Raw genomic sequence first — 13855 nt, forward strand, 5'->3', positions numbered from 1 at the left:
CCGGGAAGGCGCCTAGCGGCGCCGACCGCCGAGAAGGTTCATCAGGGAGATGAGGATGTTGTAGAGGCTCACGAACAGGGCCAGGGCGAAGCCGGCGGGATCGCCGAAGTCGTTCGTGCGGAGCATGGCGGAGGTGTCCCAGAGCAGCTTGGCCGAGCAGGCGATGACCGCCACGCCGGAGATGATCAGGCTGAAGGTCTCCAGGTGGAAGATGGCCGCCGCCAGGCTGCCGAAGAACATCACCGCGATGCCGACGATGACGAAGTTCCGCAGGAAGCTGAAGTCCTTCTTGGAGACGAAGGCCGTCACCGTCAGGGTGAGGAACACCACACCCGTGAGGCCGAAGGCGGTGAAGACCGGCATGAACCCGGCGCCCGAGGCCAGCGCCAGGGCCACGATTCCCGCGATGACGCCCGAGAGGAACGTGAACAGGACGTAGGCCACCCGGTTGAGGGGCTTCCGCCGGCTCACCCGCGAGGCGAACATCAGCGACCCGAACTGGATCCCGAAGAGGACCCAGAACCAGAAGCGGCCGGCCACGGAGATGAGGGCGTTCCCCACCAGGGGGGCGCTGAAGGTGCCCAGCGCCGCCACGGCGAACCCACCCATGAGCCACAAGTAGACGCTTCGGACAAAATCGACGCGGGATTGCGTTCCGGTGGAAGCCCCCTGCCACGACTGCTGGTAATCCATGCCACGCTCCAAGGGGGATCCGCGTGGATCCCCCTCAGATCCTAACATTCCCCCACCCTTACCCTGCCTCCAAGGACCCCGAGGTTCCATGATCCCCCCGCCCTGGCGGCAACGCCTTCAAGACCAGTCGGATCGGCGCCGGGCCCTGGGCCGGGACCGGGCCATCCACCCGGCGGCGGGGGTGGACTTCTGCTCCAACGACTACCTGGGCCTGCGCCGGGACCCGCGCCTGGCGGAGGCCGCCGCCGCCGCCGCCCGCGAGTGGGGCGCAGGGACCGGAGGGGCGCGCCTGCTGCGGGGCACCACGCCCCTCCACGGCGAGCTGGAAGCCGCCCTCGCCGCCTGGAAGGGCGCTGAGGCCTGCCTCCTCTTTAACACCGGGTTCCAGGCCAACGCCACGCTTCTTCCCGCGCTGGTGGGCACCGGCGACGCCGTCTTCTCCGATGCCCTCAACCACGCGTCGCTGGTGGACGGCTGCCGCCTGGCCCGGGCCGGGGGGGCCCATCTGGGCATCTACCGGCACCTCGACCTGGCGGACCTGGAGGCGCAGCTGGCCGCCTGGCGGGCTTCGGCGCCCGCGGAGGGCCTGGCCCTGGTGGCCACGGACGCCGTGTTCAGCATGGATGGCGATGCGGCGGACCTGCCGGCCCTGCTGGACCTCTGCGGACGCCACGGCGCCCTGCTCCTCATCGACGAGGCCCACGCCACGGGCCTGCTGGGCGCGGACGGCGCCGGCCTGGCCCAGCTCCAGGGCGTCCACGGGCGGGTGCCCCTCGTCATGGGCACCCTTGGGAAGGCCCTGGGCGCCTTCGGGGCCTTCGTCTGCTGCGATGGCCTGCTGCGCGAGCACTTGCTGAACACCGCCCGGGGCTTCATCTTCTCCACGGCCCTGCCTCCGCCGGTGGTGGGCGCGGCCCTGGAGGGCGTCCGCCTTGCCCGCGCCGAGCCCTGGCGCCGGGCCAGGGCCCTGGCCTTCGCGGACCGCCTCCGGGCCGGCCTGGGACAGCCCGCGATGCCCTCCGCCATCGTCCCCGTGCCCGTGGGTCCGGATGCGGAGGCGGTGCGCCTGGCGGAGGAGCTCCAGGCCCGGGGCTTCGACGTGCGCGCCGTGCGCCCCCCCACGGTGCCCGAGGGCTCCGCGCGCCTGCGGATCACCCTCGGCGCCCACCTGCAGGAGACTCAGGTGGACGCGCTGGCGAAGGCCCTGCGGAGCGCCGGGCTCCGCTGATTCAGCTCCCCAGGGCCTTGCGCATGGCCAGCATCAGGTCCCCGCGCTGGAAGGGCTTCTGCACGAAGGCCACCAGGCCCTTGCCCAGGAAGTCCTGGATGGCGTCCTGCTCGTTGTAGCCGCTGGTGAGCACCACCCGGCACTGGGGATCCAGGCGCCGCAGCTCCCGGAAGGTCTCGGTCCCATCCATGTGCGGCATGGTGAGGTCCATGAGCACCACCCGGATGCGCCCCTGTCCCTCCTTGAACCGCGTCAGGGCCTCCAGGCCGTCCTGCGCCAGGATCACCTCGAAGCCCATGGAGCGGAGGAGGGCCTCGGCCACGCTGCGCACGCCCTCCTCGTCGTCCACCACCAGGACCGTGCCCGAGCCGGTCCAGCCCGGGGAGGCCTCCTCCACCACCGGGGCGGGCGCGGCGTCGGGCAGGCCCGCCGGGAAGATGAGCTTGAAGGTGGTGCCCTTCCCCACTTCGCTGTAGACCCGGATGCCGCCCTTGTGGCCCCGGATGATGCCCTGCATGGCCGACAGGCCAAGCCCCCGCCCCGTGAACTTGGTGGTGAAGAAGGGCTCGAAGATGCGCGCCTGCACCTCGGGGGTCATGCCCTGACCCGTGTCGGACACCTCCAGGGTGAGGAAGGTCCCGGGCGCGATGTCCTGGCCCTGGAAGTCCCGCACCAGCTCCGGTTCCTGGTACTCCCGCGTCCCGGTGCGGATGGAGACGATGCCCTCCCGGTCGCCGATGGCCTCGGCGGCGTTGGTGACGAGGTTCATGACCACCTGCTGGATCTGGGAGGCCTCGGCCATGAGGACGGGAAGGCCCGCCTGGAACTGGTACCTCAGGGCGACCTTCTTGGGGATGGAGACCTCCAGCAGGTGGGACATCTCCTCCACGGCCTGGTTCAGGTCCAGGGGGCCCACCATGAAGCGGCCCTTGCCGGAGTAGGCCAGCATCTGCCGCGTGAGGCCCGTGGCGCGGTGGACCGACTTCTCCAGGTTGTCCAGGTAGGGCTGCGCCGGGGAGAGGGGCGGGGTGCACATCTGCACCAGGTTGATGTTCCCCAGGATGGCCGTGAGGAGGTTGTTGAAGTCATGGGCGATGCCCCCCGCCAGCACGCCCAGGCTCTCCAGCTTCTGGCTCTGGAGCTGCGCGAGCTCGGCGCGCCGGCGCTCCGTGATGTCCGTGATGATGCCCAGCACGCTCACCACCTTCCGGTCTTCGTCGAGCACGGGGTTGCCGGTCACGATGGTCCAGACCTCCGACCCGTCCTTCTTCCGGAAGCGGAAGTCGTGCTGGGCGCTGATCCCCTCCCTGCGCCGGGCCATGTTGCGGTCGGAGGTGGCGACATCCTCCTCGAACATGAAGTCGGACAGCGGCCTGCCCACCATCTCCTCCGCGGCGTAGCCCAGCATCTCCGCCATGCGGCGGTTCACGAAGGTGGTCAGCCCCCCGGGATCCACCACCCACATGCCCTCGCCCATGACCTCCACCAGGTGGCGGAACCGCGCCTCGCTCTCCCTCAGGGCCTGGGCGTCGCGGCGATGGCTCTCGGTCTCCAGCGCCAGCTCGCGGGTCCGGGCTTCCACCTGCGTCCGGATCTGGGCCTGACCCTCCAGCAGGCCCTTCACGTAGGCCGCCAGGAGCAGGCTGAAGGCGAGCCCTCCCGCCAGGAGGCCCCAGGCCCGCCACCCGGCAGCCAGCTCGTAGTAGCCCGGCGTGGGCGTCACCACCAGGTCCCAGCGCCGCCCCGCCAGGTCGAAGGCCACGGTGTACCGGAGCCGAGAGGGCCGCTCCACGCCCAGGGACGGAAGCGGCGAGGGCTCGCGGTGGAGCAGGGCCTCGCCTTCCGGGGCGCCGTCATCCATCAGGCTGAGATCCACGCCGCGGGGCTCCAGGATGCCGATGGATTTCTGGATCAGATCCCCGGCGCGGAAGACGCCCTGGACCACGCCCCGAGGCCGGCCCTGGGCGTTGCGGACGGCGGCCATGGCCAGGAAGCCCGACTGGGAGCCCGTCTCCTGGATCAGGCGGATCCGACCGCTGGCGGCGACCTCCTCGCCGCGCAGGGCCCTGGTCAGCATCTCCTGCCGGGCCGGCAGATGCTCCGCCGAATAGCCGAGGGTGACCTCGTTGCCCCGGAAGGGGGTCACGTACTGGATGGCATGGAAGCGGGCCTCCGCGGGGAGGGGCACCCTGCGGCCCTCTCCGTCCTGCCGGAAGAAGCGGAAGTCCGGCCGGAAGGCGCGGCCCTCGGCCTCCAGGGCCGCCCGGTTCTCCGGCCCCACCTCCGGCAGCCATTGGAAGGCCTGGATGTAGGGATGCATGGCCAGGATGGGCGAAGTGAACGCATCGAAGTCGGACCGGCTCACAGCCGCGCTGGATTCAAAATAGTTCCGGACCACGAGCACGTCTTCGAAGCTGTGGCGGAGCCCCTGGGCCACGCTTTCGGCGCGGTCGCGGGCAGCCTCGCGGAACTGCGCCTCCACCTGCCGGAGATGGGTATCCCTCGCGAGGAAGAACCCCCCGAGCGACACCCCCACACCGGCCACGAGCAGGATGGCGGCACGGAATCGACCCGGAGCGGAAGGGCTGGGCGGGGGGGCGGCCACGGATACCTCGATCAGGGGTGGGGGTCGGAATTATCCTGGCATGGGGGCGTCCCTCCAGGGAACCTCCAGCTCTTTTTCATCGGCGGCCTGCTCCCGGACATGACCTGTGGGAGAATGACAGACGACCGGAAGGTCTTCAGGAGGTGCTTCTTGGACCGGAACACCATGTTCACCCTGGCTGGAGGGCTCCTCGCGGGATTCCTGGCCGGTTATTTCGTCGGTGGCAGGAGCGCCCATGAGCAGGGTGCCGCCACCCCCGCCGCGCCTTCGGCTGGCGTGGTCCTCCCGGCCCCCTCCCTGGGCGGCGGCATGCCTGCGGGGGCCCCGGCGCCGGGCCAGATTCCGCCGGGCATGGGCCTCCCCAACGCGGAGATGCAGGCCCGCATCATCAAGCTGGAGGCCCTGGTGAAGTCCGATCCCAAGAACCACGATGCGTGGGTGGGCCTCGGCAACGACTACTTCGACACCCACCAGCCCCAGAAGGCCGTGGACGCCTACGCCAAGGCCCTGGCCCTGAAGCCCGACGATCCCGACATCCTCACGGACCAGGGCGTGATGTACCGCCAGCTCAACCAGTTCGACAAGGCCATCGCCAACTTCCAGAAGGCGGGCAAGATCAGCCCCTCCCACGTGCCCAGCGTCTTCAACCTCGGGATCGTGTACGCCGCCGACCTCAACAAGCCCGACGAGGCGGCCAAGGCCTGGAACAAGGTGCTGGTCATGGCCCCGAACAGCCCCCAGGCCGCCCAGGCCCGGCAGCTGCTGGCCCAGCTCAACCAGGGCGGCATGCCCCGCTGAGGGTTCCGCCCTCCATGCTGAACCTGGACACCCTCCCCAGCCCGCTCTGGGTGCTCGGCACCGGAACGGGCGTGGGGAAGACCCACGTCTCCGCCCGCATCGCCCGCGCCTGGGCCGCCGCGGGCCCTGTGAGCTACCGCAAGCCCTTCCAGACCGGCGTGGACCGACCGGACCACCCCGAGGCTGACGCCACCGCCGTGGCGGGCCCGGGCATCACCGCCGAGAGCCACGTCCTCCTGGAAGCGCCCCTGTCGCCCCTGGCGGCCGCCCGGAGGGAAGGCCGCGTCCTGGACCTGGAAGCCACCGCCGCCTGGTGCCGCCGCCCCCCCCACTCCGGGAAGGGACGGATCCTGCTGGAAGGCGTGGGCGGCCTCATGGTGCCCCTGGCGCCCAAGGTGCACTTCCTGGCCTGGGCCACGGAGCTGCACATCCCCTGCGTGCTGGTGGCCCAGGGTGGCCTGGGCACCCTGAACCACACGCTGCTCTCCGCCGAGGCCCTCATGCTGCGCGGCTGGCGCATCGAGGCCGTGCTGCTCAACCCCGGCGCCGACGGAGCCCGGCCCGAGGCCGCCGCGGAGAACGCCGCGCTCCTGCGGGAATTCCTGCCGGTGCCCGTGCACGTCCTAGACTGAGGTCATGCCGAGCCCCCTGCCCCCCGACTGGACGGACCGCCTCACCCTCGACCGCGCCCACGTCTGGCACCCCTTCACGCAGATGCAGGTGCATGAGGCCGATCCGCCGGTGCCCGTGATCGGCGGCGAGGGCTGCGACCTGCTGCTGGCCAACGGCGAGCGGGTGCTGGACGGCGTCTCCAGCTGGTGGACCTGCCTCCACGGCCACGGCCATCCGAGGCTGGTGAGCGCCCTGGAGCGCCAGGCCGCGAAGCTCGACCACGTGATGTTCGCCGGCTTCACCCACGAGCCCGCCCTGGAGCTGGTGGCGCGGCTGCGGCCCAAGCTGCCTCCGAACCTCACCCGGGCCTTCTTCTCCGACGACGGCAGCACCGCCGTGGAGGTGGCCCTCAAGATGGCCTTCCAGGCCCAGCTCCAGCGGGGCGAGCAGGGCCGCGACCGCTTCGGCGCCCTGCGGGGCGGCTACCACGGCGACACCCTGGGCGCCGTGGGCGTGGGCGAGCTGGAGAACTTCATGACCGGCCTCTTCCGGCCCCTCCTCCTGGCCTGCGAGCGGCTGGAAGTACCCGAGGATCCCAGGCGCGAGCTTCAGGCCGATCCCGCGGGCTGGCCCGCGCGCCTGGACGCCGCGCGGGAAGCGATGCGTGCCTTCTTCGCGGCCCACGGGGAGCGCCTCGCCGCCTTCATCGCCGAGCCCCTCATCCAGTGCGCCGGCGGCATGCGCATGTGGCCGCCGGAGCTGCTGCAGGAGCTGCGCGCCCAGTGCGACGCCCACGGCGTCTACCTCATCCTCGACGAAGTGGCCACGGGCTTCGGCCGCACCGGCACCTTCCTGGCCTGCGAACAGGCCGGTGTGGCACCGGACCTGCTCTGCCTCTCCAAGGGCCTCACGGGCGGCACCCTGCCGCTCTCCATGACCTGGGCCACGGAGGAGCTCTACGGCCACTTCTGGGGCACGCCCGCCTCGGGCCGGGCCTTTCTCCACGGCCACAGCTACACGGGCAACCCCATCGCGTGCGCCGTGGCCTGCGCGAGCCTCGCCCTCTTCGACGACGAGCCCGTGCTGGCCAACGCCGCCGCCCTGAACGAGGCCATGACAGCGGCCTTCACCGCCCTCTCCGCCCACCCCGCCGTGCGCCAGGCCCGCGTGCTGGGCGCCATCGGCGCCTGCCGCCTCGTGGATCCCGCCACCGGCCAGGCCCACGACGCCGAGGACCGCTTCGGCTGGAGGCTCCACCGCCGGGCCCTGGACCGCGGCCTCCTGGTGCGCCCCATGGGCGACTGCCTCTACCTGCTGCCGCCCCTCAGCACGCCGCCGAAGAGGATCCTCGAGGCCGCGGAGACCCTGATGGAGCTGCTCTGATCCAAAAGGTTTCCCGATTATCGGCGAACCTCAGCCTCAAAAAGATCTCCACGAAGAACACGAAGGCGCCCTGCGGGCGCATGAAGGGCGCGAAGGGGCCTCGACCACCGTGGACATCCCTTCGCGGGCGGCGGCCACGGCGGCCTTTGGAAGCCGCCCGGAGCCGCCGCCCGCGAAGCCGGTTGCGCCATGCGCGACCGGGGGCCAGAGGCCCGGATGTCCTAAGCCGGAACGCTGGCACCTGTCTTCGTGGCCTTTTTCTTCTTCGTGTTCTTCGTGGAGGCTTTTGAATCTTTTGATCAGGCTGAGGTTCGCCGATCATGAGGAAAGTTTTAAGCAACGAAAAACTTTTCACCACCAAGACACCAGATGTCTTTTGGGAACATCCGCTTCAGGGCACCGGCACTGCCTCGTAACCCTCGCCCTTCGCCTCGATTCGGATGACCTTCGGCAGGTGGGCGCCGGCCAGAACCACCTTCCGGCGCGCCGCCTCGCGGAACAGGTCCTGCCGGACCTTCACGGCGCGATCGCCGTCCACGTCGAAGGCGACGCCCACGCCAGGGCGCTCGAACTGCACGGCGCCGAAGTGGATGAGGTCGCCGATGCACCAGAGATCCCGCCCTTCGGAGGTGAAGGCGTAGACCGTGTGGCCGCCCGTGTGGCCGTGGGCCGGGATGGCGCGGAGGCCCGGGGCCAGCTCCTCGCCGTCCTCGAAGGGGCGGAAGGCCCCGGCCTGCTCGTAGACCGCGAAGAGGGCCTTCAGCTTCGGCGCCCGGTCCCGAAGGCGCTCGGGCAGGCGCGAGGGATCCTCCGTCCAGAAGGCGTGCTCGCGGCGGGCCACCCGCAGGACCGCCTTGGGGAAGGCGCGCGTGCCATCGGCCTTCAGCAGGCCGCCGATGTGGTCGAAGTGGTCGTGGGTGATGAGGATGAGGTCCACGTCCGAGGGCGCCACGCCCGCCGCGGCCAACTGCGCCATCAGGTGTCCCGAGTCCTCCTCGGGGTCCTTGCCCATGCCCGTATCCACGAGGACGGTGCGGCCGGGCATGCGCACGAGGAAGGCGTTCACCGGCGTATCGGCCGTGTCCTTCCCGCCCAGCATCCGCCGCGCCTCCGCGGCGTCGAGGCCCTTGAGGAGCGAGGCGGCGAGGGGGATCCGCCCGTCCGTCAGCATCCAGACCTGCATCTGGCCCAGGCGCAAGGGCTCAGGGCGGGAGGCGGTCGTCGGGGCGGGAGGCGTCATGGCGGCTACCGGGAGCAGGAGGATCGTGGCGAGGAGGAGGGCGCGCATGGGCCGAGTGTACCCCGTTCCACCGGCCGCGAATGACGATGCGGGGGTCGTGTTTTTCCGGCATTACACTGGGGTTTTGCGGAGAATCCGATGAAGCTGGTGACGTTCCTGAAGGCCGAGGCGGAGAAGATCGGCGCCGTCATGGCGGACGGCCGCATCCTCGACTTCGCCGCCGCCGAGCCCCGCTTGGCCGTGGACATGCTGACCCTCATCCGCCGCCAGGACGCGCTCATGCCCCTGGCCCGGAGCCTCGCCGCGGCCCCGCCGGCCACCGCCCTGGTCGATCCCGGCGCCGTGCGCCTGCTGGCCCCCGTGACCCGGCCTGTCTCCATGCGCGACGGCTACGCCTTCCGCCAGCACGTGGCCACGGCCCGGCGCAACCGCGGCCTGGACATGATTCCCGAGTTCGACCTCTTCCCCGTCACCTACTTCACCAACCACCTGGCCGTCACGGGCCCGGGCGAAGTGCTCGTGCAGGACCACCACCTCACCCGCCTGGACTTCGAGCTGGAGGTGGCTGTCGTCACGGGCCGCCCCCTGAAGAACGCCACGCTGGAGGAGGCGGACGCGGCCATCTTCGGCTACCTGGTGATGAACGACTGGAGCGCCCGCATGCTCCAGATGGAGGAGATGAAGCTCTCCCTGGGCCCCTGCAAGGGCAAGGACTTCGCCACCAGCCTGGGGCCGTGGCTGGTGACCAAGGACGAGCTGAAGCTGGAGCGGACCGCCACCGGCGAGCTGCTCCACGCCCGGATGACCTGCGAGGTGAACGGCCACCGCCTGTCCGACGGTAACGCTGACAGCATGAACTGGACCTTCGCCCAGATCCTCCAGCGCACCAGCTACGGCATCCAGATGCACCCCGGCGAGGTCATCGGCAGCGGCACCGTGGGAACCGGCTGCCTGCTGGAGCTGAACGGATCGAAGGTCACCGACAACCTCTGGCTCAAGGCCGGCGACGAGGTGGTGCTGGAGATCGAGGGCCTGGGCCGCCTGGTGAACACCATCACCCATGTGCCGGAGCGGCTGGTGGACATGCCGACCCACTTGGTGGGCGGAACGCTGCCCGATCTCTACGCCGGCACGCCCTCCGGCGAGGCCGGGGACTAGACTGGGACATCTCCCCGGGAGCCATGATGCGCCGCGCCCTCGCCCTCCTCCTCGGCCTGCTGGCTGCCGCGAGCCCCGTCCTCGCGCAGAGGCCCACCTTGAAGGCCTACTTCGCCCCTTCGCGAAGGCGGCGTGAAGCTCATCCCCATCCAGACGCCCAAGGGCACGTTCAAGGTCTGGACCAAGCGCTTCGGGAACAACCCGCGCATCAAGCTGCTGCTGCTCCACGGCGGACCCGGCTCCACCCACGAGTACTTCGAGTCGCTGGAGGGCTACCTGCCCGCGGAGGGCATCGAGTTCATCTACTACGACCAGCTCGGGTCGGCCTACTCGGACCAGCCCAAGGACCGCGACCTGTGGACCACGGAGCGGTTCGTGGAGGAGGTCGAGCAGGTGCGCAGGGCCCTGGGCCTGGATCGCTCCAACTTCTACCTGCTGGGCCACTCCTGGGGCGGCATCCTGGCCGCGGAGTACGCGCTGAAGTACGGCGCCAACCTCAAGGGGCTGATCATCTCGAACATGATGATGAGCATCCCCGACTACAACCGCTACGCCGCCGAGGTGCTGGCGAAGCAGATGGATCCGGCCGTGGTGAAGGAGGTGAAGGAGCTCGAGGCCAAAGGCCAGTACGAGAATCCGCGCTACATGGAGCTGCTGATCCCGAATTTCTACAACCAGCACCTCTGCCGTCTGCCGGAGTGGCCGGACGCCTTCAAGCGATCCTCGGCGCACTCGAACAACGACATCTACGTGCTCATGCAGGGCCCCAGCGAGTTCGGCGCCTCAGGCCGGCTGGAGAAGTGGGACCGCAAGGCCGACCTGCCGAAGCTGGCCATGCCCACGCTGGTCATCGGCGGCACCTACGACACCATGGACCCCGCCCACATGAAGTGGGTGGCTGGCCGGGTGCAGCGCGGCAGCTTCCTGCTCTGCCCCAAGGGCAGCCACATGTCCATGTGGGATGACCAGAAGACCTACTGCGAAGGCCTCATCCGCTTCCTGAATGAGACGGACGCGGGCCGGAAGACGGTGCGGTTCGGGAAGTCATGAGCCTGCGCACGATCCTCCCGGGCGACCTCACGGCCATCGAGGCCAACACCCTGCTCTGCGGCGGCGTGGCGCCCCGGCCCATCGCGCTGGCCAGCACCGTGTCGAAGGACGGCATCCGCAACCTCTCGCCCTTCAGCTTCTTCAACGCCTTCGGTTCCAACCCGCCCACGGTGGCCTTCGCGCCCAACCGCCGAGGCCGGGACGGCACGGTGAAGCACACCTACCTGAACGCCGTGGCCACGGGGGAGTTCGTCATCGCCGCGGTGAGCCACGCCATGCTGCACCCCATGAACGTGGCCAGCGCCGAGTGGCCGGATGGGGTGGACGAGTTCCCCAAGAGCGGCCTCACCCCGCTGCCCGCGCAGCTCGTGAAGCCCGCCCTCGTGGCCGAGAGCCCCTTCCAGATGGAGTGCCGGCTGCGGCAGGTGGTGGAGCTGGGCACGGGTCCGGGGTCCGGCCTCATGCTCCTCGGCGAGGTGCTGGCCTTCCACGTGCGGGAGGACTGCTTTGTGGACGGCCTCCTCCACCCCGACGCCCTGGACCTCATCGGCCGCAACGGCGGAGCCTTCTACACCCGGGCCAGCGGGACGGCGGTGTTCCAGGTCCCCAAGCCTGCCGGGAAGCCCCTGGGCTACGACGCCCTGCCCGAGGCGCTCCGGCAGAGCCGCATCCTCACGGCCAACGACCTGGGCCAGCTGGCCAACAGCCCCGGCCTGCCGGACCTGGACGCCCCGACCCGCCGCCCCGGCGACCCCGAAGGCCCCGAGGCCCTGGAGCGTGCCCTCCAGGCCGCCCTCGGCCGCAACGACCTGGACGAGGCCTGGCGGCTGGCGGCGATCCGGCTGCGGGGCTAACCCTCGAGGTCGGCTCCCACTGCGCCGCGGTGATGGACCACGCGCTGCGGGTAAGGGATGTCGATGCCGGCCTCGCGGAAGGCCATGAGGATGCGGCGGCGCAGTTCCCGGGCCACCTCCCACTGCTTGGCGGGGGCGGTCTTGGTGAGGGTCCGCAGCGTCACGGCGCTCTCCCCCAGGTCCTCCACGCCCAGTACCTGGGTGGGCTCCAGGACGCGGTCCGGCCAGGCCTCGGCCAGCTCCTTCCCGATGCGCGTCAGCAGCTCGATGGCCGCGTCGATGTCTGTGTCGTAGCCCACACCCACATCCACCTTGGCCCGGGAGAACTCCTTGGAGAGCACCACCACGCGGACCACGGAGCCATTGGGGATGAAGTGGGCCTTGCCCTCGGAGTCGCGGATCTGGGTCACCCGCAGGGTCATGCGCTCCACGGTGCCCGTGTGCTTCTCGTCCACGCTGATGATGTCACCCACGCCGAACTGGTTCTCCATCAGGAGGAAGAAGCCGCTGATGACGTCCTTCACCAGGCTCTGGGCCCCGAAGCCCAGGGCCACACCCGCGATGCCGGCGCCGGCCACCAGGGGCCCGATGTTCACGCCGAACTCCTGGAGCGTCATGAGCAGGAAGAAGACCATCGCCAGGACGCGGGCCGTGTTGTTGAGCACGGAGCCCAGGGTCTCCGCCCGGCGCTCGGCGTCCGAGGTCACCTCCGCGTTCCCGTCGTCCACGGCCCTGCGCACGGCCCGGGACACCAGCTTCACGCCCCACAGGATGGCCAGGCAGGCCAGGGCCGCCATGAGGAGGTGCTCCAGCCGGGACCAGCCCGTGCGATCCATCCATGCCAGGAAGTGGTCGAAGCGGCGGACTTCGGTCTTGAGAAGGGGCTGGATCGTCAGGAGCATCACCCGTCCAGTCTACTTCCAGGAGGCCCTCGCGACCATGCGGGTCGCGGATCACGAAGGTCGAAGCCGAGAGGACGACTACTTCCAGGACGCCCAATAGTTCATGTTCTCCACCAGCCCCGCCGCCGGCGTGGCCTTGAGGGGGCGGTAGGCGTCCACCATGACGGCCACCTCGTCCGTGCGCTCCTTGGTGCGGCTGAGGGGGATGGCCTTGGGGTGGGGTCCGTGGTGGATGCCCTGCGGATGCCAGGTCACCATGCCCGCGCCGATGCCATCCCGCGAGAAGAAGTGGCCCGCCGAGTAGAACAGCACCTCGTCGTAGTCGATGTTGCTGTGGAAGAAGGGCACGCGCATGGCGCCTTCTTCTTCCTCGAAGGGCCGGGGCAGGAAGGAGCAGATGACGAAGTTGTTCGCGATGAACGTGCTGTGGGCGCTGGGCGGCAGGTGGTAGCGGGCGCTCAGCACGGGCCGGATGTCCTTCACGTTGATGCGCCAGACCGTGAGGTCGCCCTTCCAGCCGACGACATCCAGCGGGTTGAAGGGGTAGAACACCTTCGTGATCTCGTTCTGCCGCTTGATGTGGACGGCCCACTCGCGCCCCTTCCCCTCTTCGTAGGGCTCCAGCTCCGGCGTGTCCACCATGGCCGGGTCGAAGATGGCGTTGGGTCCCAGCTGATTGCGGTCGGGGATGGTGACCTCGCTGAAGCCCTCGATGAGCAGGTAGCGCTGATCGGAAGCATCCGGAAGGAAGCGGTAGGTGGTGCCGCGCGGGATCACCAGGTAGTCGCCCGTGGCGTAGTGGATCACGCCGAAGGTGGTCTCCAGCTTCCCGCCGCCGGCGTGGATGTAGTAGACGTCGTCGCCGTCGGCGTTGCGGTAGAAGAAGTCCATGGCGGCAGGCGCCACCCAGTGGAGGGCCACATCCGCGTTGTGGAGGATGCAGATGGGCGCGAAGGCGGGCTCGCGCGACCCGAACATCGAAGCCTGGATCGCCTCGTCCGTCGAAGGCTCCAGCCCGTTCAGGTCGTAGCTGTGGGGCCGCAGCGGCCCCTCGATGCGCGTCCAGTCCGTCACCGGGTGCAGCCGGTAGAGGTGCGTGGTGCGGCCGAAGAAGCCCTGCCGCGCATGCTCCTCCTCGAAGGTGCCCGCGGGCAGGTCCACATGCGCCTGGCGCGTGTGGAGCCCCTTGCGCAAGGGGAAGAGCGACGTTTCCTTCTTGGACATGGCAACCTCGGGACGATGCTCCATTATCGCGGGAATCTGTAATTACAGGTTTCGCCAAATGCGGCAATGACCACAAATATCTATCTTTTGAATCAATGCACTCGGAAC

Annotated in this window: 12 protein-coding genes; 7 read left to right on the forward strand and 5 right to left on the reverse strand. The window is 69.8% G+C overall.

Going from position 1 to position 13855, the window contains the following annotated elements:
* Window positions 1-12 precede the first annotated feature (12 nt).
* Window positions 13-783, reverse strand: coding sequence for a Bax inhibitor-1 family protein (locus G398_RS0105340; protein ID WP_084512022.1), 771 nt, complete (start codon window positions 781-783; stop codon window positions 13-15).
* Between G398_RS0105340 and G398_RS0105345 the strand changes: the two genes are divergently transcribed.
* Complete coding sequence (locus G398_RS0105345) at window positions 782-1921, forward strand: aminotransferase class I/II-fold pyridoxal phosphate-dependent enzyme (RefSeq protein WP_026852831.1); 1140 nt, start codon at window positions 782-784, stop codon at window positions 1919-1921. The two genes, G398_RS0105340 and G398_RS0105345, sit on opposite strands and share 2 nt — an antisense overlap.
* Before the next feature lies 1 nt (window position 1922).
* On the opposite strand, the gene G398_RS19365 is transcribed toward G398_RS0105345, so the two are convergent.
* On the reverse strand, window positions 1923-4526 hold the full coding sequence (locus G398_RS19365; protein WP_052571504.1) for a CHASE domain-containing protein: 2604 nt from the start codon (window positions 4524-4526) through the stop codon (window positions 1923-1925).
* A 150-nt stretch (window positions 4527-4676) separates the two neighbouring features.
* Here G398_RS19365 and G398_RS0105355 point away from each other — a divergent pair, with 150 nt between their 5' ends.
* Genes G398_RS0105355 through bioA form a run of 3 tightly spaced genes read left to right on the forward strand, consistent with a single transcriptional unit; the run spans window position 4677 to window position 7319 of the window.
* Window positions 4677-5324 (forward strand): tetratricopeptide repeat protein, encoded by a 648-nt coding sequence (locus G398_RS0105355; RefSeq protein ID WP_026852832.1) that lies wholly within the window; start codon window positions 4677-4679, stop codon window positions 5322-5324.
* A gap of 14 nt (window positions 5325-5338) precedes the next feature.
* Window positions 5339-5956: a dethiobiotin synthase gene (bioD, locus tag G398_RS16450; protein ID WP_052571506.1), complete on the forward strand. Its 618-nt coding sequence runs from the start codon at window positions 5339-5341 to the stop codon at window positions 5954-5956.
* Window positions 5957-5960: 4 nt separating this feature from the next.
* Window positions 5961-7319 (forward strand): adenosylmethionine--8-amino-7-oxononanoate transaminase, encoded by a 1359-nt coding sequence (bioA, locus tag G398_RS0105365; RefSeq protein ID WP_043483756.1) that lies wholly within the window; start codon window positions 5961-5963, stop codon window positions 7317-7319.
* 391 nt (window positions 7320-7710) lie between these two features.
* Here bioA and G398_RS16455 read toward each other — a convergent pair whose 3' ends face one another.
* Window positions 7711-8607 carry an MBL fold metallo-hydrolase gene (locus tag G398_RS16455; RefSeq protein ID WP_052571508.1) on the reverse strand — a complete coding sequence of 299 codons (897 nt, stop codon included), beginning with the start codon at window positions 8605-8607 and terminating at the stop codon, window positions 7711-7713.
* A 90-nt stretch (window positions 8608-8697) separates the two neighbouring features.
* Here G398_RS16455 and G398_RS16460 point away from each other — a divergent pair, with 90 nt between their 5' ends.
* From G398_RS16460 to G398_RS16470, 3 genes are all read left to right on the forward strand, one after another.
* Entirely contained in the window at window positions 8698-9717 is a 1020-nt protein-coding gene (locus tag G398_RS16460; protein ID WP_084512024.1) for a fumarylacetoacetate hydrolase family protein, read from the forward strand.
* A gap of 132 nt (window positions 9718-9849) precedes the next feature.
* Window positions 9850-10767 carry a proline iminopeptidase-family hydrolase gene (locus G398_RS16465; protein ID WP_052571510.1) on the forward strand — a complete coding sequence of 306 codons (918 nt, stop codon included), beginning with the start codon at window positions 9850-9852 and terminating at the stop codon, window positions 10765-10767.
* Window positions 10764-11621: a flavin reductase family protein gene (locus tag G398_RS16470; RefSeq protein WP_052571511.1), complete on the forward strand. Its 858-nt coding sequence runs from the start codon at window positions 10764-10766 to the stop codon at window positions 11619-11621. The genes G398_RS16465 and G398_RS16470 overlap by 4 nt, the downstream gene beginning before the upstream one ends.
* Here G398_RS16470 and G398_RS16475 read toward each other — a convergent pair.
* Both G398_RS16475 and G398_RS0105395 read right to left on the reverse strand, forming a co-directional pair.
* Complete coding sequence (locus tag G398_RS16475) at window positions 11618-12523, reverse strand: mechanosensitive ion channel family protein (protein WP_052571513.1); 906 nt, start codon at window positions 12521-12523, stop codon at window positions 11618-11620. The two genes, G398_RS16470 and G398_RS16475, sit on opposite strands and share 4 nt — an antisense overlap.
* 78 nt (window positions 12524-12601) lie before the next feature.
* On the reverse strand, window positions 12602-13747 hold the full coding sequence (locus G398_RS0105395) for a homogentisate 1,2-dioxygenase (RefSeq protein ID WP_026852834.1): 1146 nt from the start codon (window positions 13745-13747) through the stop codon (window positions 12602-12604).
* Window positions 13748-13855 lie beyond the last annotated feature (108 nt).

The organism is Geothrix fermentans DSM 14018 (assembly GCF_000428885.1).
GTDB lineage: Bacteria > Acidobacteriota > Holophagae > Holophagales > Holophagaceae > Geothrix > Geothrix fermentans.